The 22,213-nt window shown below is 70.9% G+C and carries 19 protein-coding genes; 5 read left to right on the forward strand and 14 right to left on the reverse strand.

Annotation, left to right across the window (positions count from 1 at the left end; translation table 11 throughout):
• Positions 1-14: 14 nt before the first annotated feature.
• Genes tal through pgl form a run of 4 tightly spaced genes read left to right on the forward strand, consistent with a single transcriptional unit; the run spans position 15 to position 4,511 of the window.
• A complete protein-coding gene (gene tal / locus ACWF79_RS12145) occupies positions 15-1,133 on the forward strand; it encodes a transaldolase (RefSeq protein ID WP_453727983.1) in 1,119 nt (372 codons plus the stop codon).
• Between the two features lie 5 nt (positions 1,134-1,138).
• A complete protein-coding gene (gene zwf / locus ACWF79_RS12150; RefSeq protein WP_453727984.1) occupies positions 1,139-2,671 on the forward strand; it encodes a glucose-6-phosphate dehydrogenase in 1,533 nt (510 codons plus the stop codon).
• Complete coding sequence (opcA, locus tag ACWF79_RS12155) at positions 2,668-3,732, forward strand: glucose-6-phosphate dehydrogenase assembly protein OpcA (RefSeq protein ID WP_453727985.1); 1,065 nt, start codon at positions 2,668-2,670, stop codon at positions 3,730-3,732. The genes zwf and opcA overlap by 4 nt, the downstream gene beginning before the upstream one ends.
• A complete protein-coding gene (gene pgl / locus ACWF79_RS12160; protein WP_453727986.1) occupies positions 3,729-4,511 on the forward strand; it encodes a 6-phosphogluconolactonase in 783 nt (260 codons plus the stop codon). The genes opcA and pgl overlap by 4 nt, the downstream gene beginning before the upstream one ends.
• 58 nt (positions 4,512-4,569) lie before the next feature.
• On the opposite strand, the gene ACWF79_RS12165 is transcribed toward pgl, so the two are convergent.
• The 13 genes from ACWF79_RS12165 to uvrC form a co-directional block, all read right to left on the reverse strand.
• Positions 4,570-6,117 carry a PH domain-containing protein gene (locus ACWF79_RS12165; RefSeq protein ID WP_453727987.1) on the reverse strand — a complete coding sequence of 516 codons (1,548 nt, stop codon included), beginning with the start codon at positions 6,115-6,117 and terminating at the stop codon, positions 4,570-4,572.
• A complete protein-coding gene (locus ACWF79_RS12170) occupies positions 6,114-6,626 on the reverse strand; it encodes a PH domain-containing protein (protein WP_453727988.1) in 513 nt (170 codons plus the stop codon). The genes ACWF79_RS12165 and ACWF79_RS12170 overlap by 4 nt, the downstream gene beginning before the upstream one ends.
• Before the next feature lie 5 nt (positions 6,627-6,631).
• The gene (gene pgi, locus ACWF79_RS12175) at positions 6,632-8,284 is read right to left on the reverse strand and encodes a glucose-6-phosphate isomerase (RefSeq protein WP_453728103.1); all 1,653 of its coding nucleotides are present in this window, start codon (positions 8,282-8,284) and stop codon (positions 6,632-6,634) included.
• A gap of 232 nt (positions 8,285-8,516) precedes the next feature.
• Entirely contained in the window at positions 8,517-8,852 is a 336-nt protein-coding gene (locus ACWF79_RS12180; protein WP_003976875.1) for an RNA polymerase-binding protein RbpA, read from the reverse strand.
• 77 nt (positions 8,853-8,929) lie between these two features.
• Entirely contained in the window at positions 8,930-9,160 is a 231-nt protein-coding gene (gene secG / locus ACWF79_RS12185; RefSeq protein ID WP_361958470.1) for a preprotein translocase subunit SecG, read from the reverse strand.
• A gap of 112 nt (positions 9,161-9,272) precedes the next feature.
• Positions 9,273-10,049, reverse strand: coding sequence for a triose-phosphate isomerase (gene tpiA / locus ACWF79_RS12190; RefSeq protein ID WP_453727989.1), 777 nt, complete (start codon positions 10,047-10,049; stop codon positions 9,273-9,275).
• Between the two features lie 5 nt (positions 10,050-10,054).
• Positions 10,055-11,266 (reverse strand): phosphoglycerate kinase, encoded by a 1,212-nt coding sequence (locus ACWF79_RS12195; protein ID WP_453727990.1) that lies wholly within the window; start codon positions 11,264-11,266, stop codon positions 10,055-10,057.
• Between the two features lie 111 nt (positions 11,267-11,377).
• Entirely contained in the window at positions 11,378-12,388 is a 1,011-nt protein-coding gene (gap, locus tag ACWF79_RS12200; RefSeq protein ID WP_453727991.1) for a type I glyceraldehyde-3-phosphate dehydrogenase, read from the reverse strand.
• Positions 12,389-12,614: 226 nt separating this feature from the next.
• Entirely contained in the window at positions 12,615-15,572 is a 2,958-nt protein-coding gene (locus ACWF79_RS12205) for a M14 family zinc carboxypeptidase (protein WP_453727992.1), read from the reverse strand.
• 152 nt (positions 15,573-15,724) lie between these two features.
• Entirely contained in the window at positions 15,725-16,714 is a 990-nt protein-coding gene (gene whiA, locus ACWF79_RS12210) for a DNA-binding protein WhiA (protein WP_361958458.1), read from the reverse strand.
• The gene (locus tag ACWF79_RS12215; protein ID WP_453727993.1) at positions 16,705-17,727 is read right to left on the reverse strand and encodes a gluconeogenesis factor YvcK family protein; all 1,023 of its coding nucleotides are present in this window, start codon (positions 17,725-17,727) and stop codon (positions 16,705-16,707) included. Before ACWF79_RS12215 ends, whiA begins: the two co-directional genes overlap by 10 nt.
• Positions 17,724-18,698, reverse strand: a complete 975-nt coding sequence (gene rapZ, locus ACWF79_RS12220; protein ID WP_453727994.1) for an RNase adapter RapZ — start codon at positions 18,696-18,698, stop codon at positions 17,724-17,726. The genes ACWF79_RS12215 and rapZ overlap by 4 nt, the downstream gene beginning before the upstream one ends.
• Positions 18,695-20,767: an excinuclease ABC subunit UvrC gene (uvrC, locus tag ACWF79_RS12225; RefSeq protein ID WP_453727995.1), complete on the reverse strand. Its 2,073-nt coding sequence runs from the start codon at positions 20,765-20,767 to the stop codon at positions 18,695-18,697. The genes rapZ and uvrC overlap by 4 nt, the downstream gene beginning before the upstream one ends.
• On the opposite strand from uvrC, the gene ACWF79_RS12230 reads away from it, so the two are divergent.
• Positions 20,766-21,308, forward strand: coding sequence for an SDR family NAD(P)-dependent oxidoreductase (locus ACWF79_RS12230; protein ID WP_453727996.1), 543 nt, complete (start codon positions 20,766-20,768; stop codon positions 21,306-21,308). The two genes, uvrC and ACWF79_RS12230, sit on opposite strands and share 2 nt — an antisense overlap.
• A gap of 128 nt (positions 21,309-21,436) precedes the next feature.
• On the opposite strand, the gene ACWF79_RS12235 is transcribed toward ACWF79_RS12230, so the two are convergent.
• Complete coding sequence (locus ACWF79_RS12235) at positions 21,437-22,210, reverse strand: hypothetical protein (RefSeq protein ID WP_453727997.1); 774 nt, start codon at positions 22,208-22,210, stop codon at positions 21,437-21,439.
• Between the last annotated feature and the right edge of the window lie 3 nt (positions 22,211-22,213).

Raw genomic sequence — 22,213 nt, forward strand, 5'->3', positions numbered from 1 at the left:
TTGGAGAACCTCTCATGACAGACGCTCTCAAGCGCCTCTCCGACGAAGGCGTCGCGATCTGGCTGGACGACCTCTCGCGTCAGCGGATCACGTCCGGAAACCTGGCCGAGCTGATCGACCAGCAGCACGTGGTGGGTGTGACCACCAACCCGTCCATCTTCCAGAAGGCGATCTCGGAGGGCCACGGCTACGACCAGCAGCTCGCCGACCTCGCCGCCCGCAAGGTGACGGTGGAAGAGGCCATCCGCATGATCACGACGGCTGACGTGAGGGACGCCGCCGACATCCTGCGCCCGGTCTTCGACTCCACCGACGGCCAGGACGGCCGGGTCTCGATCGAGGTCGACCCCCGTCTGGCCCACAACACCGCGGCCACCATCGCCGAGGCCAAGCAGCTGGCCTGGCTGGTCGACCGTCCCAACACGCTCATCAAGATCCCGGCCACCAAGGCGGGTCTGCCGGCGATCACCGAGGTCATCGGCCTCGGCATCAGCGTCAACGTGACGCTGATCTTCTCGCTCGAGCGCTACCGCGCGGTCATGGACGCCTACCTGGCCGGTCTGGAGAAGGCCCGCGAGCGCGGCCTCGACCTCTCCAAGATCCACTCGGTGGCCTCGTTCTTCGTCTCCCGTGTGGACTCGGAGATCGACAAGCGTCTGACCGCGATCGGCACGGACGAGGCCCTGGGCCTCAAGGGCAAGGCCGCTCTCGCCAACGCCCGTCTGGCCTACGAGGCGTACGAGGAGGTCTTCTCGTCCGACCGCTGGTCCGCCCTGGACAAGGCGCAGGCCAACAAGCAGCGTCCGCTGTGGGCCTCGACGGGCGTCAAGGACCCGGCGTACAAGGACACGCTGTACGTCGTCGACCTGGTCGCTCCCGGCACGGTGAACACCATGCCCGAGGCGACCCTGGAGGCCACCGCCGACCACGGCGAGGTCACCGGCGACACCGTGCGCGGCACCTACGCGCAGGCCCGCGCGGAGCTGGACGCCGTCGAGAAGCTCGGCATCAGCTACGACGACGTGGTACAGCTGCTCGAGGACGAGGGCGTCGACAAGTTCGAGGCGTCCTGGAACGACCTGCTCAAGTCGACCGAGGCGGAGCTGCAGCGCCTCGCACCTTCGGAGGCGTAAGCACTTTGAGCGCAGTTCACGGAGCCAACCCGCTCCGTGACGCCGCAGACCGACGGCTCCCGCGTATCGCGGGGCCGTCGGGTCTGGTGATCTTCGGCGTCACGGGCGATTTGTCCCGAAAGAAGCTGATGCCTGCCGTCTACGACCTGGCCAACCGTGGTCTGCTGCCGCCGGGCTTCTCGCTCGTCGGCTTCGCACGCCGCGAGTGGCAGGACGAGGACTTCGCGCAGGAGGTCTACGAGGCCGTCAAACAGCACGCCCGCACCCCGTTCCGCGAGGAGGTGTGGCAGCAGCTGATCCAGGGGATGCGCTTCGTCCAGGGCGACTTCGACGACGACGACGCCTTCGACCAGCTGAAGACCACCATCGAGGAGCTGGACAAGGCGCAGGGCACGGGCGGCAACTTCGCCTTCTACCTCTCCGTGCCGCCGAAGTTCTTCCCCCTGGTCGTCCAGCAGCTGAAGAAGCACGGCCTGGCCGACCAGAAGAACAACTCCTGGCGCCGCGCGGTCATCGAGAAGCCCTTCGGTCACGACCTGGCCTCCGCGAAGGAGCTCAACGAGGTCGTCCACGAGGTCTTCCCGCCCGAGGCGGTCTTCCGGATCGACCACTACCTGGGCAAGGAGACCGTCCAGAACATCCTGGCGCTCCGCTTCGCCAACACGCTCTTCGAGCCGATCTGGAACCGGTCGTACGTCGACCACGTGCAGATCACCATGGCCGAGGACATCGGCATCGGCGGCCGCGCCGGCTACTACGACGGCATCGGCGCCGCCCGTGACGTCATCCAGAACCACCTCCTCCAGCTGCTCGCGCTGACCGCGATGGAGGAGCCCGCCTCCTTCGACGCGGACGCGCTCGCGGCCGAGAAGACCAAGGTGCTCGGCGCGGTGAAGCTGCCGAAGGACCTGGGTGCCTCGACCGTGCGCGCCCAGTACGCGCCGGGATGGCAGGGCGGCGCGAGGGCCGTCGGCTATCTGCAGGAGGAGGGGATCGACCCCAAGTCGAAGACCGACACCTACGCGGCCATCAAGCTGGAGATCGACAACCGCCGCTGGGCGGGCGTCCCGTTCTACCTCCGTACCGGCAAGCGGCTCGGCCGCCGCGTCACCGAGATCGCGGTGGTCTTCCAGCGCGCTCCCCACTCGCCCTTCGACCAGACGGCGACGGAGGAGCTGGGCCAGAACGCCCTGGTCATCCGCGTCCAGCCGGACGAGGGCGTGACGATGCGGTTCGGCTCCAAGGTGCCGGGCACCTCGATGGAGGTCCGGGACGTGTCGATGGACTTCGCGTACGGCGAGTCCTTCACGGAGTCCAGCCCCGAGGCGTACGAGCGGCTCATCCTCGATGTGCTGCTCGGCGACTCGAACCTCTTCCCGCGGGTCGAGGAGGTCGAGCTCTCCTGGAAGATCCTCGACCCGATCGAGCAGTACTGGGACAAGCACGGCAAGCCCGCGCAGTACCAGTCCGGGACCTGGGGTCCCGTCGAGGCGGACGAGATGCTCGCACGAGACGGACGGAGCTGGCGCCGGCCATGAAGACCGACCTCACGGACACCACGTCCAGCAAGATCAACAAGGCGCTGGTGCTCGGGCGGCGTGCCATCGGCACGCCCGCCGTCGGCATGGTGCTCACCCTCGTCATCGTCACCGACGAGGAGAACGCCTACGACGCGCTGAAGGCGGCCAACGACGCGTCCCGCGAGCACCCCTCGCGGACGCTGGTCGTCATCAAGCGGGTCTCGCGTTCGCCGCGCGACCGCGCGAAGGCACGGCTCGACGCCGAGGTCCGCCTCGGCGCCGACGCCAGCACGGGCGAAACGGTTGTCCTCCGGCTGTACGGCGAGGTCGCCGACCACGCCCAGTCGGTGGTCCTGCCGCTGCTCCTCCCCGACGCGCCCACCGTCGTCTGGTGGCCGGTCAACGCCCCGGCCGACCCGGCGAACGACCCGCTGGGCGCGATCGCCCAGCGCCGGGTGACCGACACCTACGCCGCCGAGCAGCCGATCCACGAGCTGACCGGGCGGGCGGAGACGTACACCCCGGGCGACACGGACCTGGCCTGGACCCGGATCACGCCGTGGCGCTCGATGCTCGCCGCGGCGCTCGACCAGGTCGTGTGCGAGGTCACCTCGGCCGAGGTGGAGGGCGAGGAGTTCAACCCGAGCGTCGAGCTGCTCGCCATGTGGCTGGCGGACCGGCTGAAGGTGCCGGTACGCCGGTCCCCCTCCACGGGGCCGGGACTCACCTCCGTACGGATGGAGTCCAACTGCGGGCCGATCGTGCTCGACCGGCCGGACGGCTCGCTGGCGACGCTTTCCATCCAGGGGCAGCCGGACCGTGCCGTGGCGCTCAAGCGCCGCGAGACGGCCGAGCTGATCGCCGAGGAGCTGCGGCGGCTCGACCCGGACGACACGTACGCCTCGGCGCTGCGATACGGGCTCGACCGGCTGGACGAGAAGGCGAAGCTGACGGCTCCGGCCGATCCGGCTCCGAGCGATCCGGCTCCGGCCGCCGACGCGGCGGAGGTGGACGCGGCTCCCGAGACCGTCAAGGCACCCGCGAAGAAGGCCCCGGCCAAGAAGGCGGCGGTCAAGTGAGCACCCCGCAGCTCGTCGTCCACCGCGACAAGGAGCTGATGGCGCAGGCCGCGGCGGCGCGGCTGATCACGCGGATCGTGGACGCCCAGGCCGCCCGCGGCTCGGCGTCCGTGGTCCTCACCGGCGGCCGGAACGGCAACGGGCTGCTAGCCGCGCTCAGTTCGGCCCCCGCGCGGGACGCGATCGACTGGTCGCGGCTCGACCTGTGGTGGGGCGACGAGCGGTTCCTGCCCGACGGTGACCCGGAGCGCAATGTCACCCAGGCCCGCGCGGCGCTGCTCGACAGCGTCCCGCTGGACCCGGCGCGGGTGCACGCGATGCCTGCCTCGGACGGGCCGTACGGCAACGACGTCGAGGCGGCCGCCGAGGCGTACGCGGCCGAACTGGCCGCGGCCGCCGGTCCCGAGGACCATGCGGAGGTGCCGTCCTTCGACGTGCTGATGCTGGGCGTCGGGCCCGACACGCACGTGGCCTCGCTCTTCCCGGAGCTTCCTGCGGTCCGCGAGACCGAGCGCACGGTGGTGGGCGTGCACGGCGCGCCGAAGCCGCCGCCGGTCCGGATCTCGCTGACGCTGCCGGCGATCCGTGCCGCGCGTGAGGTCTGGCTGCTCGCGGCCGGCGAGGACAAGGCGAAGGCCGCGGCGATCGCGTTGTCGGGGGCGGGCGAGATCCAGGCCCCGGCGGCGGGCGCCTACGGCCGCTCGCGGACGCTGTGGCTGCTCGACGCGGCGGCGGCCTCGGAGCTGCCGCGCGCGCTGTACCCGCCGGCCTCGGCCTGACGTCGGGCTTCGGCCAGACGTCCGGCTCCTGCCTGACGGACGCTCAAGGAGGCCCGGTTCACCGCACGGTGGACCGGGCCTCCGGCGTTTCCCGTACGGGCTCGAGGAAGGGGGCGAGCAGGTCCGGCACCGCCTCGGCGGCGAAGGTCAGGCCCTCGCTCCGATCGGCGTCGTGGACGTCGTACCCGCCCGTGCCCGCCGCCGTCGTCGCGGTCAGGGTCACCAGGCCGGCCCGGCGCTGGAAGTAGGACTGCTTGACCGTCCAGCCGATGACGCCGCCGCGTTCCAGGGCGACCGTGGTGCGGCGGACGGTGCCGGAACGGGTCACCAGGTACTCGCCGGTGACGCCGTGTCCGAGGTTCCGGTAGGCGTCGAGCGCGGCCACCACGGCGAGGCCACCGAGGGCGAGGGCGCAGCCGGCCGCGACGTACAGCAGGGCGGGGGCCAGGAGGAGCCCGAGGACGACGAGCACCGCGACCGGGACGAACACGCTCCCCAACGCCCAGCGCAGCCGGCGGCTACGGGCGGCGCGGGGGTGGGCGGTGAGCGGCGCGCCCGTCGGGGGCTCGGCTGCGCGCAGCACCTGCGCGGCGACCCGGTCGGCGACGGCGCGGGGCGCCGCGGGCAGCAGGGTCTTGTGGTCGGCGTGCTTGTCCTCCTCGTCCTCGGCCAGTCCGGTGGCGACGGCGTCGACACGGGCGGCCCCGCACATCCGGACGCCCAGCGGCTCGACCAGCTCCACGCCGCGCAGGCGGCGTTCCTCGATGGAGATCGAGCGCGCGGTGAAGAGGCCGCGGCGGACCCGCAGGGTGCCGCCGGGCTCGCGCTCCAGGCGGTAGTTCCACCACATCTCGACCCAGAGGGCCAGGGCGCCGACGGTGCCGGCGAGGAGGGCGAGGACGAGCAGGACGAGGATCATCGAGACGACGGAGGTGTCCTGGAAGCGGTCCCCTATCCAGTCGATGACCTCCTTCTGGGCGCCGAACCACTCGCTGACCTGCATCACGGCACCGGCCGCCGCGCCGCCGAACAGCACGGCGACGAAGGAGACCGGGGCGTAGCGGATCCAGCGCGGGTCGAGGTCGGCGAGGGCGCCGTCGTGGCGGGTGTCCTCGCCGGCGGGGACGGTGCGGTCGAGCAGTTCACGGCGGAGCCGCTCGCCCTCGGCCCGGGCGACGGGATCGAGTTCCAGGGTGGACTCGCCGCCGCCATGCTGCTCGCCGGTGCCGATGCGGACCTTGACCAGGCCGAGGACGCGCTGGAGCGGGTTGGCGGTCAGGTCGACGCTGCGGATCCGTTCGCGGGCCAGCGAGCGGCGTTTGACCAGCAGGAGCCCGGTGTGGAGTTCGGCCCGTTCGGCGCCGACGCGGTAGCGGGTGCGTCGCCAGCGGATGTGGTCCGCCGCCGAGCCGCCACCGATGAGGAGGGTCGCCCCGGTGAGGATCCAGGCGATGGCCTGCCCGGCGGACAGGGTGTTGGTCAGGCCGAAGAACGTGGGCAGGGCGGCGCCGCCGGCGACGCCGACGAGGACGACCGCCGTGACCAGCACCGTACGCCGGTCCAGGCGCCGCCAGTCCTCGGGAGCACCGCCCTCCTCCTCGCTCATGTGGCGTCTCCCGGCGTGGCCTGGGTGATGCGGGTGAGCTTCTCGGCGAGGTCCGCGGCGAGTTCGTGGTCGAGGCCCTCGATGCGCAGGGCGCCCTTGGAGGAGGCGGTGGTCACGGTGACGGTGGCGAGCTTGAAGAGCTGCTCCAGCGGGCCCCGGACGGTGTCGACGGTCTGGATCCGGGACATGGGCGCGATCCGCCACTCCTGCCAGAAGAGCCCGGTACGGACGTAGACGGCGTCCTCGGTGACCTCCCAGCGGTGGACCCGGAACCACCAGGAGGGGAAGAACGCGGCGCAGGCGAGGCCGGCGACCGCCAGGACGGCGGCGGGCAGCCACAGCCAGAACCGGGCCGGCTCGACGAACAGCCCGAGGACGGCGAGGACCACCACCGGCACGGCGGTGGTCACCAGCCACTGGGTGCGCCACCAGCCGACGGCCCGTTCGTTCAGCGTGTTGCTCGGCGGCCGTAGCCGTACCTCGCCCCGCACCGCGTTCTCCCCCCGCATCGCTTCTACCTCCCGCGCAGCGACCGGTAGGTGGCGACGAGTCCGGCGGTCGAGCCGTCGAGCCCGTCGGCGCCCTTGCCACCGGTGAGCACGGGCTCGATCTTCTTGGCGAGGACCTTGCCCAGCTCGACGCCCCACTGGTCGAAGGAGTCGATGTTCCAGATCGCGCCCTGGACGAACACCTTGTGCTCGTAGAGCGCGACGAGCTGACCGAGGACGAAGGGGGTGAGCTTCTTGGCGAGGATCGTCGTCGTGGGGTGGTTGCCCTGGAAGGTCTTGTGCGAGACGAGTTCCTCGGCGACGCCCTCGGCCCGTACCTCGTCGGCGGTCTTGCCGAAGGCCAGGGCCTGCGTCTGGGCGAAGAAGTTGGCCATCAGCAGGTCGTGCTGGGCGACGAGGCCGGGGAGCAGGTCGGCCACGGGCTCCGCGAAGCCGATGAAGTCGGCCGGGATGAGCTTCGTGCCCTGGTGGATCAACTGGTAGTAGGCGTGCTGACCGTTGGTGCCGGGTGTGCCCCAGACGACCGGGCCGGTCTGCCAGTCGACGGGGTTGCCGTCGCGGTCGACGGACTTGCCGTTGGACTCCATGTCGAGCTGCTGGAGGTAGGCCGTGAACTTCGACAGGTAGTGGGAGTACGGCAGGACGGCGTGCGACTGGGCGTCGAAGAAGCCGCCGTACCAGACACCGAGGAGGCCGAGGAGCAGCGGTGCGTTCTCCTCGGGCGGGGCGGTGCGGAAGTGCTCGTCGACGAGGTGGAAGCCGTCGAGCATCTCGCGGAAGCGGTCCGGGCCGATGGCGATCATCAGGGAGAGGCCGATGGCGGAGTCGTACGAGTAGCGTCCACCGACCCAGTCCCAGAACTCGAACATGTTGGCCGTGTCGATGCCGAAGTCCTGGACCTTCTCGGCATTGGTCGACAGGGCCACGAAGTGCTTGGCCACCGCCGCCTGATCGGCCCGGAGGCCGGTGAGCAGCCAGTCGCGGGCGGAGGTGGCGTTGGTGACCGTCTCGATGGTGGTGAAGGTCTTGGAGGCGACGATGAAGAGCGTCTCGGCCGGGTCGAGGTCGCGGACGGCCTCGTGGAGGTCGGCGCCGTCGACGTTGGAGACGAAGCGGAACGTCAGGTCCCGCTGGGTGTAGGAGCGCAGGACCTCGTAGGCCATGGCGGGCCCGAGGTCGGAGCCGCCGATGCCGATGTTCACGATGTTCTTGATCGGCTTGCCGGTGTGACCGGTCCACTCGCCCGAGCGGACCTTGTCCGCGAAGGCCGCCATCTTGTCGAGGACGGCGTGGACGGCCGGGACGACGTTCTCGCCGTCGACCTCGACGACGGCGTCACGCGGGGCGCGCAGCGCGGTGTGCAGGACCGCGCGGTCCTCGGTGGTGTTGATCTTCTCGCCGCGGAACATGGCGTCGCGCAGCTCGGCCACGCCGGTCGCGGCGGCCAGCTCGCGCAGCAGCGCCAGCGTCTCGTCGGTGACGAGGTTCTTGGAGTAGTCCAGGTACAGATCGCCGACGCGCAGCGTGTACGCGGTGCCGCGGTCCGGGTCGGCGGCGAACAGCTCGCGCAGATGGGTGTCTCCCAGCTGCTCGCGGTGCTTGCCGAGGGCGGCCCACTCCGGTGTGCGGTTGAGCCTCGTACGTCCTTCTGCGTTCATCTCGGACATCGCCTACTTCTTCTCTTCCTGCCTGCTTGCCCCGCTGCCACTCCAACCTAGTTGATCAGGGGGTGCGAGGAGACACCGACAGAGCGAGGAGGGCGGCGCGCTCCGCGCGCTTCCGACGCGACCGGTTCGGGACCACCGGTAGCGGGACATTCCTACGCGAACGGGCCCTGCCCGCGAACCGAGTTCGCGGGCAGGGCCCGTTCGTCACACTGTCACACCACGCTCAGATCTCGCCGCGCAGCTTGGCGAGCGCCTCCGCGAGGATCGCCTCGCCGTCCGCGTCGCTGCGCCGCTCGCGTACGTACGCGAGGTGCGTCTTGTACGGCTCGGTGCGCGGCGGGTCCGGGGGGTTGTCCCGGTCCTGACCGGCCGGGAAGCCGCAACGCGGGCAGTCCCACGTCTCCGGAACCTGTGCGTCACTGGCGAAGCTCGGCTGCGTCTCGTGCCCGTTCGAGCACCAGAAGGAGATGCGGAGGCGCGGCGCCGACTCGCCCCGCTCGGCCTCCCCCATCGGCCCCGCTCCGACCCGGCTTCCCCGGATCGCGTTGCCACTTGCCACGGTCGTAACTCCCTGCGTGATGGTGCTCGAAGATGCCCCAGTCTACGTAAGGCCCAACGCGCGTCCAGTGATTGGAGTTACACGTCCAACTTCATCAGAAGCGCAAGCACGACAATGCAGGCGAACCACATCAGGCCGACCACAACGGTGATCCGGTCCAGGTTGCGCTCGGCAACCGAGGAGCCACCGACGGACGACTGCATGCCACCGCCGAACATGTCGGAGAGGCCGCCGCCCTTCCCCTTGTGCATCAGCACGAGCAGCATCAGCAGCGCGCTGAAGACGATCAGGGCGATCGAGAACCCCATAACCACGGCTGGACCAACTTCCTCGGACTTATACGGACGGGGGTCGGGCAGGTCCTGCCCGACCCCCGCAAGGGTACGACGGATCGTCGCTACCGCCTACTCACCGGTCGCGTCACTGGTCGCGGAAGCGGACGATCTTGACGAACTCCTCGGCGTCCAGCGCCGCGCCGCCCACCAGGGCACCGTCGACGTCGGGCTGCGCCATGATCGCGGCGACGTTGCCGGCCTTGACGGAGCCGCCGTACTGGATGCGGACCTTGTCGGCCAGCTCCTGCGAGTACAGCTCCGCGAGGCGCCCGCGGATCGCCCCGCAGACCTCCTGCGCGTCCTCGGGGGTGGCGACCTCGCCGGTGCCGATGGCCCACACCGGCTCGTAGGCGATCACGATGGACTCGGCCTGCTCGGCCGGGAGGTCCTTCAGACCGCCGTCGAGCTGGCGCAGGGTGTACGGGACCTGCTCGCCCGCCTTGCGGACGTCCAGGCCCTCGCCGACGCAGAGGATCGGGGTCAGACCGTGCTTGTACGCGGCCTTCACCTTGGCGTTGCAGATCTCGTCCGTCTCGGCGTGGTACTGCCGGCGCTCGGAGTGGCCCACGGCGACGTAGGCGCACTTCAGCTTGGCGAGCATGGCGCCCGAGATCTCACCGGTGTACGCACCGGAGTCCTGCGCCGAGATGTCCTGGGCGCCGTACTTGATCTTGAGCTTGTCGCCGTCGACCAGGGTCTGGACGGACCGCAGGTCCGTGAAGGGCGGCAGGACCGCCACCTCGACGGCGTCGTAGTCCTTGTCGGTCAGCGCGAAGGCGAGCTTCTGGACGTGGGCGATGGCCTCCAGGTGGTTGAGGTTCATCTTCCAGTTGCCCGCCATCAGCGGGGTACGCGTGCTCAAGGTGTTCAGTCCTCCAGTGCGGCGAGGCCGGGGAGCGTCTTGCCCTCAAGATATTCGAGGGAGGCGCCACCACCGGTCGAGATGTGGCCGAAGGCATTCTCGTCGAAGCCCAGCGTGCGCACGGCGGCGGCCGAGTCGCCACCGCCCACGACGGTGAAGGCGCTGCTGTCGACGAGGGCCTGCGCGATGGCGCGGGTGCCACCGGCGTAGTCGGGGTGCTCGAAGACGCCCACCGGACCGTTCCAGAAGACGGTCTCGGCGTCGGCGATCTTCGAGGCGTACAGCTCACGGGTCTTCGGGCCGATGTCGAGGCCCTCCTTGTCGGAGGGGATCTTGTCGGCGTCGACGGTCTCGAAGTCGGCCGGGGCCTTGGTCTTCAGGTTCGGGAAGTCCGTGGAGACGAGCACGTCGACGGGGAGGACGAGCTCCACGCCACTCTTCTCCGCCCGCGCCATGTACTCGGTCACCGTCGGGATCTGGTCCTCCTGCAGGAGGGAGATGCCGACCTCGTAGCCCTTGGCCTTGAGGAAGGTGTAGGCCATGCCACCGCCGATGAGGAGGCGGTCGGCCTTGCCGAGCAGCTCGTCGATGACGGCGAGCTTGTCGGAGACCTTGGCGCCGCCGAGCACGACCACGTAGGGGCGCTTGACGTCGGCGGTCAGCTTCTTCAGGACGCCGACCTCGGCGGCGATGAGGTGACCGGCGGCGTGCGGCAGCAGCGCCGGGAGGTCGAAGACCGAGGCGTGCTTGCGGTGTACGGCGCCGAAGCCGTCGCCGACGTACACGTCGGCGAGCTGGGCGAGCTGCTCGGCGAACGCCTTGCGCTCGGCGTCGTCCTTGGCGGTCTCGCCGGCGTTGAAGCGCAGGTTCTCGATGACGGCGACCTGGCCGTCGGCCAGGCCCTCGACGGTCGTCCTGGCGGACTCGCCGACCGTGTCGGTCGCGAACGCCACGTCGGTGCCGAGGAGTTCACTCATGCGCGCGGCGGCCGGGGCGAGCGAGAACGCCGCGTCCGGGGCGCCCTTGGGGCGGCCCAGGTGCGAGGCGACCACGACGCGGGCGCCGGCCTCGGCGAGCCCCCGGACCGTGGGGAGGACGGCGCGGATGCGGCCGTCGTCGGTGATGGTCGTGCCGTCGAGCGGCACGTTGAGGTCGGCGCGGACGAATACCCGCTTGCCGGCGACGCCTTCGGCGAGAAGCTCGTCGATCGTCTTCATCTTCTACTGGACTCCTTGGAACGCGGTGAAGCACACGGCACAGGGCTCGAACAGCGCATCCTTACGCTGTCCGAGCCCTGTGCTCACATCGAGGTGCCTAGTTCTGGAATATCAGAGCTGGCCGCCGACGAAGACGGTGAGGTCGACGAGACGGTTGGAGTAGCCCCACTCGTTGTCGTACCAGCCGAGGATCTTGACCGACTTGCCCTCCTGGACCATGGTCAGGGAGGAGTCGAAGGTGCAGGACGCCGGGTCGCTGACGATGTCCGAGGACACGATCGGGTCCTCGGTGTAGTACAGGATCCCCTTGAGGTCCCCGTCCTCGGAGGCCTTCTTGAACGCGGCGTTGACCTCGTCCTTGGTGACCTCGCGCTGCAGCTCCACGACCAGGTCCGTGGCCGAGCCGGTCGGGACCGGGACGCGCATGGCGATGCCGTCCAGCTTGCCCTTGAGCTGCGGCAGGACCAGGGCGGTGGCCTTGGCGGCACCGGTCGTGGTCGGGATGATGTTCTCCGCGGCGGCGCGGGCGCGACGCAGGTCGGAGTGCGGGAAGTCCAGGATGCGCTGGTCGTTGGTGTACGCGTGGACCGTCGTCATCAGGCCCTTGACGATGCCGAAGTTCTCGTCGAGGACCTTGGCCATCGGCGCCACACAGTTGGTGGTGCAGGAGGCGTTGGAGATGACGTGGTGCTGCGCCGGGTCGTACTTCTCCTGGTTGACACCCATGACGATGGTGATGTCCTCGTCCTTGGCCGGAGCCGAGATGAGGACCTTCTTCGCGCCACCGGCGATGTGCTTCTCGGCGTCGGCCTTCTTGGTGAAGATGCCGGTCGACTCGATGACGATGTCGACGCCCAGCTCGCCCCAGGGGATGTCGGCCGGGTTGCGCTCGGAGAGCACCTTGATGGTGTGACCATCGACGGTGATGGTGTCTGCCGTGTGGGTGACCTCGGCCTTGAGGCGCCCCAGGATCGTGTCGTACTTCAGCAGGTGTGCGGTGGTCGCGGTGTCACCCAGGTCGTTGACAGCCACGATCTCGATGTCGGCACCCTGCTCAAGGAGCGCGCGGAAGTAGTTGCGACCGATACGGCCAAAGCCGTTGATGCCTACGCGGATCGTCACGAACCGATCTCCTCGTGAGAGTACGCCGGGTTTCGACGCCGGCGAGATTCTTTTTAGGGATGTCCCCGACCGCTTACGACCCTACCTCTCTCATCGGCTGAGAGTGACATCGTGTGCGGCGTGAAGTCCCCGGGAATGCACCGTGGCCCGTTATTACCGGCGGGTTCGGGCCACGGTGCCTCTTTCGTCCCGATCACTGACTGTGATCAAAGGTGCGGGTGGCCGCTCAGCCGTGCAGCACGCCGAGCGCCTTGCGGATCAGCCTTCCGCGTTCCGCCGCGCTCGACACGTGCTCCAGGCCGAAACCGAGCAGCACGGTGTCACGTGTGGTGACGGCGGCCTGCGAGTGGAAGAGCCCCGGGGAGCGGGTCCAGTCGCTGTCGTTCCCCGGGCTGCCGGCCGGCGGCCCTGGTACGGACCACGCTCCCAGCGCGGTCTCGAAGCCCTCGTTCTGGCCCGGCGTTCCCCCGACGACGAGCGCGGTGTCGTCGACGAAGGCACCCATCTCACCGGTGCCGGGATCGGCGATGTACGAGATCGAGAGCTCGACCTGCTTGCCCGCGTAGGCGCTCAGGTCGATCGAGGCCTGCCGCCAGCCGTTGGAGGGGCCGGTGAAGGCGTTCCACGAGCCGGTGGTGCCGGTCGTGGCGCAGCCGTCGTCGCCGACGGTCAGATAGTGGGCGAGGAAGGGGTGGCCCTGGACGTAGTAGCCCTCGCCGCAGTCGGCCGGGGCGGCGGTGGAGGTGCCGCCGTTGGCGTCGGGCAGCGTGGTCCAGTCGTCCTGGCCCACCGTGTGGGCCTCGACGACGAGGTTGTCGTAGCCGGGCTCGGTGTCGTAGCTGACCTGGAAGCGGAGACTGGGCCTGGCGGCCGCGTCGACGCCGGTGAGGTCGACGGTGCGGCTGAGCCGGGCCCAGGTGTCGTCGGCGTGCCGGACGGCGGCGAAGTGCGTGCCCTCGTACGGCTCGAAGGGGGTGCGGACGCCCGGGTAGTCGCCGGCGGACCGGCTGCTGCCGAACTGCGGGAACTGGCGGGGCGCCAGGGTGTCCGAGGTGACGGTGTACGCGCCGGCGTTGTCCAGCGGGTTGCCGGCCGCGTCACCGAGGGCGCCGGTGACGCCGGCGAAGCCGCCGGACCCGGCGAAGGAGGTCGGGCCGTTCAGCCCGGCCCGGTGGTAGGCGCCGAGGTAGTACTGGGCGAAGTCGTTGGACGTGGCCCGGCCGATGTCGACGAGCCCGCCGGACTTCTCGCCGGCGTTGACCAGCTTGCCGCCCTCGTTGAGGTACTCCCGTACGGCCAGCGTGACGGGCCCGGAGGGCTCTTCCGCGCCGGTGTACCAGACGACCGTACGGAAGTGCCCGAGGACGCCCAGCGGGTCCGGTACGCCCTGGGTGGCGACGTCCCAGACGGCGGCCTTGCGGCCGTTGTCGGCGAGCGCCTTCACATAGGCGGCGGTGTGCCGCGCGGCGGTCGTGCCGCCCTCCTCGGCGAGGACGAGCACGTCCGCGCGGGGCCGGTCGGCCACGGTGTACGTGAACGGAGTCGAGGCGCTCACCCGGCCCTCGCGGCTGCGGGCGGTGAACCAGACCTCGACGGTGTCGCCCGGTTCGGCGCCCTCGACCTCGGCGCGGTACTGGTCGAAGTAGAGGTTGTCCTCGCCTCCGTAGGTCTCGCCGCCCTGCCAGGCCTCGAGCCGCTCGGTGTGCGTACGGCCGCCGTTGATCCGGTACTTCAGCTCCTTGCCGCGCAGCGACTTCCGGGCGGTCACGGAGACCTCCTGGTCGCCGCCGCGGGCGTAGGAGGTGGTGAAGGTGGCCGGGGTGAAGTCGGGGGCGTCGTTGCCGGTGACGGAGACGGGCCGGTCCGGGTGGGCGGCGGACTCGGCCACGGCGAGCGCGAACGGCACGTTCTTGGCGAACTCCGCCTGGATCAGCTTCTCGTCGTCGGGGAAGGTGAAGACGGAGGCGCAGTCGGCGGGCTCCCAGGCGTCGTTCGGGTCGACGCGGGAGGCGGTGGCACAGGTCGACATCTCCGGGGTGAACATCTGCATCCCGTTGACGTTGGCCGCGTGCCCGTCGGCCTCGCCGTTGGTGGTGTACAGCTCGGAGGAGACCTGCGGGCGGTAGCCGGGCACGGCGGACTTCTGCGGGGTGCCGGCGAGCGCCTTGAGCGCCACGTCGTCGGGGGTGTCGGTGGCGACCTGCCAGCCGACCCCGTAGAGCAGCAGCTGGGCGGCGGAGTGGTAGTTGATGCCGTACTGGAAGCCGATGCGCCGCTGGAAGGCGTCGAGCGCCTTGGTCTCGGGCTCGGACATGGCGCCGGGGCCGCGGTAGGTCTCGTCGGCCGGGTCGGGGGACGAGCCCTCGTTGTCGTAGCCCCACTTGTAGGCGAAGTTACGGTTGAGGTCGACGCCGTCGCCGGGCTCGATGCGCCCGTCACCGTTGTTGTCGCGGAGGTTCTTGCGCCACTGGCGGTTGCCGGGGTCGGCGTGGGTGAAGTCGTAGCCGTCGGGGTTGGCGGAGAGCACGAACCAGAGCTCGGTGGAGTCGACGATCTTCGTGATCCGCGCGTCCGTGCCGTAGCCGTCGAGGTAGTGGTGCATCAGCCGCCGGGTCATCTCGGGGGTGATCCACTCACGGGCGTGCTGGTTGGACATGTACAGGGCCGCGGGCCTGGTGCCGTCCTTGGCCTTCTTGGCGCCCTTGGTGAGCTTGAGGGCGAGGATGTCCTGCCCCTTGACGGTCTTGCCGAGCGAGACGACCTTGGTGATGTCCGGGTGGGCCTGGGCGGTGGCGAGAATCTCCTGCTTGAGGCCGCCCTGACCGCCGTACGGGCGGAAGACACCGTCCCCGGCGCCCGCGACCCGCTGCTCGGCCCGGGCGGAGAGGGTGTGCTCGGCGAGCTGGACGCCCTTGCCGCGCAGCTGCCCGGCCTGCCGGTCGGTGAGGTACAGCTCCAGGGTGGCGGAGCCCTTCTCCGGCACCTGTTCGGTCAGCTCGTGGCCGTCGGTGCCCGCTTCGAGCAGCAGCGGCACCTGCTCCTTGCTGACCGTCGCCCGCCACACGGAGAGGGCGTCACCGCCGCCGCTCGCGTCCTGAGGTTCCGCTCCGGCGACGGGTGCCGCCACGAGCCCCGCGACCAGCAGCGAACCCGCCGCGAGGATCGCTCTCGCTCTGCGCCTCATAAGCCCCCCTTGCTGTTGTCTGCCACGAAAGTCAACAGACGCCAGGCTGATCACCGTTCATGATCATGTCAAGGGTGCCATGCGGGCCGAACGAGTGCTGCCGGTGCCTCAGAAAGGCACCGGCAGCGAAGAGTTGAGCGACTGAGGCGGCGTCAGCCGACGAGGCTGTCGTCCAGCTCCTCCGTCAGAGTCGACTCCGTCCCGGGGATACCCAGGTCCTGCGCCCGCTTGTCGGCCATCGCCAGCAGACGGCGGATCCGACCCGCGACCGCGTCCTTGGTCAGCGGCGGCTCGGCGAGCGCGCCGAGCTCCTCCAGGGAGGCCTGCTTGTGCTCCATGCGCAGCCGGCCCGCGGCCGCGAGGTGCTCGGGCACCTCCTCGCCGAGGATCTCCAGGGCGCGCTGCACCCGGGCCCCGGCGGCGACCGCCGCGCGCGCCGAGCGGCGCAGGTTGGCGTCGTCGAAGTTGGCCAGACGGTTCGCCGTGGCCCGGACCTCGCGGCGCATCCGCCGCTCCTCCCAGGCGAGCACCGACTCGTGGGCGCCGAGCCGGGTCAGCAGGGCGCCGATCGCGTCGCCGTCCCGGACGACCACCCGGTCCACCCCCCGTACCTCACGGGCCTTCGCGCCGATGCTCAGCCGGCGCGCCGCGCCCACCAGGGCCAGCGCGGCCTCCGGGCCGGGGCAGGTCACCTCCAGGGAGGAGGAGCGCCCGGGCTCGGTGAGCGAGCCGTGCGCCAGGAACGCGCCGCGCCAGGCCGCCTCGGCGTCACAGGTGGCACCCGAGACGACCTGCGGGGGCAGGCCGCGGATCGGGCGGCCCCGGCCGTCGACCAGCCCGGTCTGCCGGGCCAGCTGGTCGCCGCCCGCCACCACTCGTACGACGAAGCGGGAACCGCGCCGCAGACCACCGGGGGCCATCACGATCAGCTCCGAGCTGTGTCCGAAGATCTCCAGGATGTCCCGCTTGAGGCGCCGTGCCGCCATCGCGGTGTCGAGCTCCGCCTCGATCACGATCCGCCCGCTCACCAGGTGCAGACCGCCCGCGAACCGCAGGATCGACGAGACCTCTGCCTTCCTGCAGCAGGTCCGGGTGACGGGGAGCCGGGAGATCTCGTCCTTCACCGCTGCCGTCATCGCCATGGGCCGATCCTTCCATGCATCCGAAAAATACGGTCGTACGCGGCGGCCAACAGCTCCGGATCGTGCTTCGGGAGACCGTCGGCACGGGCCACCGGCGCCAGCTCGACCGCGGCGCCGAGCCGCTTGGCGGCATCGGCGAGGGACTCGCGGTCGGGCACGGCGGCCTCGTCGGCCAGCACCACGTCCAGGGCGAGTTTAGGGGCGTGTCGTCCCAAAACCTCCAAATGACGCTGCGGAGAGAACCCCTCGGTTTCTCCGGGCTGCGGCGCGAGGTTCAGCGAGAGGACCTTGCGGGCCTTGGTCTCGGTCAGCGCGTCGAGCAGCTCGGGCACGAGCAGATGCGGGATCACCGAGGAGAACCAGGAGCCCGGGCCGAGCACCACCCAGTCCGCGTCCCGGACGGCGGCGACGGCCTCCGGCACGGCCGGCGGGTCGTGCGGGACCAGGTGCACCGACTGCACGTCCCCGGGCGTGAGCGCCACCGTGGCCTGCCCGCGGACGGTGTCCACGTCGTCGGGGCGCGCCGGATCGTGCCCTCTGACCAGGGCCTGGAGCTCCAGCGGCACGGCCGACATCGGCAGCACCCGGCCCTGCGCCCCGAGCAGCTTGCCGACCAGGTCCAGGGCGAGCACATGGTCGCCGAGCTGCTCCCAGAGCGCGACGATCAGCAGATTGCCGACCGCGTGCTCGTGCAGGTCGCCCTTGGACTGGAAACGGTGCTGGATGACCCGGGACCAGGTCTGGCCCCAGTCGTCGTCCCCGCAGAGCGCGGCGAGCGCCTTGCGCAGGTCACCGGGGGGCAGCACGCCCAGCTCCTCCCGGAGTCGGCCGCTGGAGCCGCCGTCGTCGGCGACGGTGACCACGGCGGTCAGGTCGCCGGTGATCCGGCGCAGGGCGGCGAGGGAGGCGGACAGGCCCATGCCCCCGCCCAGCGCGACGACCTTGGGCTGGGCGCCGCGCCTGCGGAGCGTACGTACCGAGAGGGTGGACGTACGCCGGCGGTACGGCTTCACTCGCGCCCCATGTCCCGGTGGACGACGACGGTCTCGACCCCTTCCGCGGCGAGGCGGGCGGCGAGCTTCTCGGACGTGGCGACGGAGCGGTGCTTGCCACCCGTGCAGCCGACGGCGATCGTCACGTACCGCTTGCCCTCGCGGCGGTAGCCCGCGGCGATCAGCTGGAGCAGCTCGGTGTAGCGGTCGAGGAACTCCTTGGCGCCCGGCTGGTTGAAGACGTAGGCCGAGACCTCTTCGTTGAGCCCGGTGAAGGGGCGCAGCTCGGGGACCCAGTGCGGGTTGGGCAGGAAGCGCATGTCGACGACGAGGTCGGCGTCGACGGGCAGCCCGTACTTGAATCCGAAGGACATGACCGTGGCCCGCAGCTCCGGCTCCTCGTCGCCGGCGAACTGGGCGTCCATCTTGGCCCGCAGCTCGTGGACGTTGAGGCTGGAGGTGTCGATCACCAGGTCGGCGTCGCCGCGCAGCTCGCGCAGGAGGTCCCGCTCGGCGGCGATGCCGTCGGTGATGCGGCCGTCGCCCTGGAGCGGGTGCGGCCTGCGGACCGACTCGAAGCGCCTGACCAGGGCCTCGTCGGAGGACTCCAGGAAAACGATCCGCCGGGTGACCTGCTGGGCGTCGAGTGCGGCGAGGGACTCCCGCAGGGCGTCGAAGAACTGCCGGCCGCGGACGTCGACGACGACGGCGATCCGGGCCACGTTGCCCTGGGAACGGGCGCCGAGCTCCACCATCGTGGGGATCAGCGCGGGCGGCAGGTTGTCGACAACGAACCAGCCGAGGTCCTCCAGGCACTTCGCCGCGGTGGACCGGCCGGCGCCGGACATGCCGGAGATGATCACCAGCTCGGGGATGGCCGCCGCGTCGGCGGTCTCGCCGGCCTCCTTCGTGCCCGTACTCACGTGTCCTGCTCCGTCTTCTCGCTGCTCTTCATGCGCTTCATGCTCTGCCTGGCGGTCGTGCTCGGTCATGCGGTGGTGCCCCCGTCGTCTTCCATGATCTCTCCTGTTGCCGTGTTCACGGCGGGTGCGGCCGGAGCCGCCTGGGCGAGAGCCACGGCGACGGCCTCGGCCGTCTTCCTGCCCATGCCGGGCACCTCGCAGATCTGCTCGATTGTCGCCTGCCTGAGCCGCTTCACCGAGCCGAAATGCTTGATCAACGCCTGTTTGCGGGTATCGCCGAGGCCGGGGATCGCGTCCAGGGGGCTGGTCCTGATGCGCTTGTTCCGCTTCGAGCGCTGATAGCGGATGGCGAAGTCGTGAGCCGTGTCACGTACCCGCTGGAGGAGGTACAAACCTTCGCTGGAGCGGGGCAGCACGACCGGGTCGTCGTCGCCGGGCAGCCAGACCTCCTCCAGACGCTTGGCGAGGCCGCAGACGGCGATGTCGTCGATGCCCAGCTCGTCCAGGGCCCGGCGGGCGGCCGCGACCTGGGGCTGGCCGCCGTCCACGACGACGAGCTGGGGCGGGTACGCGAAGCGCTTGGGGCGTCCGTCGTCGACGGGCACCTCGCCGGAGCCGTTCATGGTCCCGATGGCGTGCACGACGTCACCGTCTGCGTTCACCGCGTCACCGTGGGAGTCCGCGGCATCGCCGTCGGCGTCGACGGTCACGGCCTCCGGGCCCCACTCCCCCGTCTTCTCCTTCTCGGCGAGGTAGCGCTTGAAGCGGCGGCTGATCACCTCGTGCATCGAGCGGACGTCGTCCTGGCCCTCGAAGCCCTTGATCTGGAAGCGGCGGTACTCGCTCTTGCGCGGCAGCCCGTCCTCGAAGACGACCATGGACGCCACGACGTCCTGCCCCTGGAGGTGCGAGATGTCGAAGCACTCGATCCGCAGCGGCGCGGAGTCCAGGTCCAGGGCCTCGGCGATCTCCTCCAGGGCCCGGGAGCGGGTGGTGAGATCGCTGGCGCGCTTGGTCTTGTGCAGCACCAGCGCCTGCTGGGCGTTGCGCGCGACCGTCTCCATCAGGTCCTTCTTGTCCCCGCGCTGCGGGACGCGGAGGGAGACCTGGGCCCCGCGGCGACCGCTCAGCCACTGGGTGACGGCGTCGGCGTCCTCGGGCACGGCGGGGACGAGGACCTCCTTGGGGACCGCGTCGCCGCTCTCCTCGCCGTAGAGCTGCTGGAGCGCGTGCTCGACGAGATCGGCCGTCGAGACGGCCTCGACCTTGTCCGTGACCCAGCCGCGCTGGCCCCGCACCCGGCCGCCCCGGACGTGGAAGATCTGGACGGCGGCCTCCAGCTCGTCCTCGGCGAGCGCGATGAGGTCGGCGTCGGTGGCGTCGGCGAGGACGACGGCGTTCTTCTCCATGGCGCGCCGCAGCGCCCCTATGTCGTCGCGGAGCCTGGCCGCCTTCTCGTACTCCATCTCCTCGGCCGCGGCCATCATCTGCTGCTCCAGGCGGCGGATGTACGTGCCGGTGCGGCCGGCCATGAAGTCGCAGAACTCCTCGGCCAGTTCGCGATGCTCGTCGGGGTCGACCCGGCCGACGCAGGGTGCGGAGCACTTGCCGATGTAGCCGAGGAGGCAGGGGCGTCCGGCGGAGGCGGCGTTACGGAAGACACCGGCGGAGCAGGTGCGGACGGGGAAGACGCGGAGCATCAGGTCGACGGTCTCGCGGATGGCCCACGCGTGGGCGTACGGGCCGAAGTAGCGCACGCCCTTCTTCTTGTGGCCGCGCATGACCTGGACGCGCGGGAACTCCTCGTTCAGGGTCACCGCGAGGTAGGGGTAGCTCTTGTCGTCCCGGTACTTGACGTTGAACCGGGGGTCGAACTCCTTGATCCAGGAGTACTCCAGCTGAAGGGCCTCGACCTCGGTCGAGACCACGGTCCACTCGACGGCGGCGGCCGTCGTGACCATCGTGGCCGTGCGCGGGTGCAGGCTCGCGAGCGGCTGGAAGTAGTTCGCCAGCCGCTGGCGCAGGGACTTCGCCTTCCCGACGTAGATCACCCGGCGGTGCTCGTCGCGGAATTTGTAGACGCCCGGCGAGTCGGGGATCTGCCCCGGCTCGGGGCGGTAGCTGGAGGGGTCGGCCATGCTCCCCACCCTACTGGCGGGGGCCGACACTCCGACCGCGTGCGCTCGTTGGCGGGGCATCGCGAACGAGACGACGGAACAGGCGCCGGGGCGGCTCGCGGGCCGGGTGTGCGTGGTCACGGGCGCGGCGAGCGGAATCGGACGGGCGACGGCGCTGCTCTTCGCCCGGGAGGGCGCGCGGGTGGTCGCCACCGACCTGGACGAGGAGCGGCTCGCGACGCTGGACGCGTCCCTGGTGCGCGTGGTCGGCGACATCTCACGGGAGGACGACGCCCGGCGGATGATCGGGACCGCGGTGGAGCGGTTCGGTCGGCTGGACGTCCTGGTGGCGAACGCCGGGCTGATCCCGCTCTCCGACGTCCTGGAGGCGACCGGGGAGGAATGGGCCCGATGCGACCCTTCGGCACCCGGAGGAGGCGGCGGCCATCCTGTTCCTCGCCTCGGACGAGGCGTCGTTCATCACGGGGGTGGTGCTGCCGGTGGATGGCGGGTACCTGGCGCGGTGAGCACGGCTTGTTCCCCGCCCCGCCCCTTCCCGTAACCGGTGGCTCTGCCCTACGGGCGGAAATCCAGCCCGTCCGGCGTTCGAGGACACGGCCGCAGGCCGTTACGGGGGCCTGGGGGCTTGCCCCCGGTTCGGGAAGGGGCGGGGCGGGGAGGGAAAAGGCTCTACCCGCGGCCGCTCAGGCGGGCCCGGCGGCGCCCCACCCGTGTGACGACGAGGCCCAGGGCCAGGACGGCGCCCGCCCCCGCCGTCACGGACGCGGCCGTGACCACGGGCTCGTCGTGCGCGGCGGCAGGCTCGTCGAAACCGCCCGCCGTGCCCTTGCGGGCGTACGCGGAGCCGGGCAGCTTGTCGCCGTAGGCCCGGGCGACCCGGTCCCGGTACGCGGCCAGGCTCGTCCCGTTCCTGCCCACCGCCCGCACCGCGTCCTCGTCCAGCGGCAGCACCTTCGCGCCCTTCTGGACGTACCACGCGTCGATCTGCGGCTCGCGGAAGACGATCCCGCCCGGCAGGGCCTTCGCGCCCTGCCCCGCGTACCGGACCTCGTCGTCGCCGGTGGCGATGTTCACCACCTGCCAGCCGCCGTCCGCCCGCCGCGCGGTCCACAGCGAGGCCGTCTGCCCGTCCGAGGCGACCGCCTTGCTGGCGTGGAACTCGACGCGGGCGACCGGCGCGCCCTCCTTCCCCGCCACGAAGTCCGGGGACAGCACCCGTACCGGGACGGACGCGCCCTCGACGCGGGGCCGGGCCGCCGAGCGGGCGAGGGCTCCGTCGCGGGCGAAGAACCGGGAGAGCGTCTCCAGGGTCTCGGGGGCGGACGCCGCCTTCTCGGGGGTCGCGGCGGGCGGCGGCACGTCGGCCGCGGTGGCCGGCACCGCGCCCAGGACGACGAGGGCAGCGGCGGACACGAACCCCGCGCTGATGGCACGTACGTTCATCGT

This window comes from Streptomyces sp. NPDC054975, from assembly GCF_053609105.1.

Coding starts and splice junctions, on each gene's coding strand:
- whiA (WP_361958458.1), bottom strand. CDS start 16,714: ATGGCGATGACGGCAGCGGTGAAGGACGAGATCTCCCGGCTCCCCGTC.
- opcA (WP_453727985.1), top strand. CDS start 2,668: ATGAAGACCGACCTCACGGACACCACGTCCAGCAAGATCAACAAGGCG.
- ACWF79_RS12230 (WP_453727996.1), top strand. CDS start 20,766: ATGCTCCCCACCCTACTGGCGGGGGCCGACACTCCGACCGCGTGCGCT.
- ACWF79_RS12205 (WP_453727992.1), bottom strand. CDS start 15,572: ATGAGGCGCAGAGCGAGAGCGATCCTCGCGGCGGGTTCGCTGCTGGTC.
- ACWF79_RS12165 (WP_453727987.1), bottom strand. CDS start 6,117: ATGAGCGAGGAGGAGGGCGGTGCTCCCGAGGACTGGCGGCGCCTGGAC.
- uvrC (WP_453727995.1), bottom strand. CDS start 20,767: ATGGCCGACCCCTCCAGCTACCGCCCCGAGCCGGGGCAGATCCCCGAC.
- ACWF79_RS12170 (WP_453727988.1), bottom strand. CDS start 6,626: ATGCGGGGGGAGAACGCGGTGCGGGGCGAGGTACGGCTACGGCCGCCG.
- tal (WP_453727983.1), top strand. CDS start 15: ATGACAGACGCTCTCAAGCGCCTCTCCGACGAAGGCGTCGCGATCTGG.
- ACWF79_RS12195 (WP_453727990.1), bottom strand. CDS start 11,266: ATGAAGACGATCGACGAGCTTCTCGCCGAAGGCGTCGCCGGCAAGCGG.
- pgi (WP_453728103.1), bottom strand. CDS start 8,284: ATGAACGCAGAAGGACGTACGAGGCTCAACCGCACACCGGAGTGGGCC.
- ACWF79_RS12235 (WP_453727997.1), bottom strand. CDS start 22,210: ATGAACGTACGTGCCATCAGCGCGGGGTTCGTGTCCGCCGCTGCCCTC.
- rapZ (WP_453727994.1), bottom strand. CDS start 18,698: ATGACCGAGCACGACCGCCAGGCAGAGCATGAAGCGCATGAAGAGCAG.
- secG (WP_361958470.1), bottom strand. CDS start 9,160: ATGGGGTTCTCGATCGCCCTGATCGTCTTCAGCGCGCTGCTGATGCTG.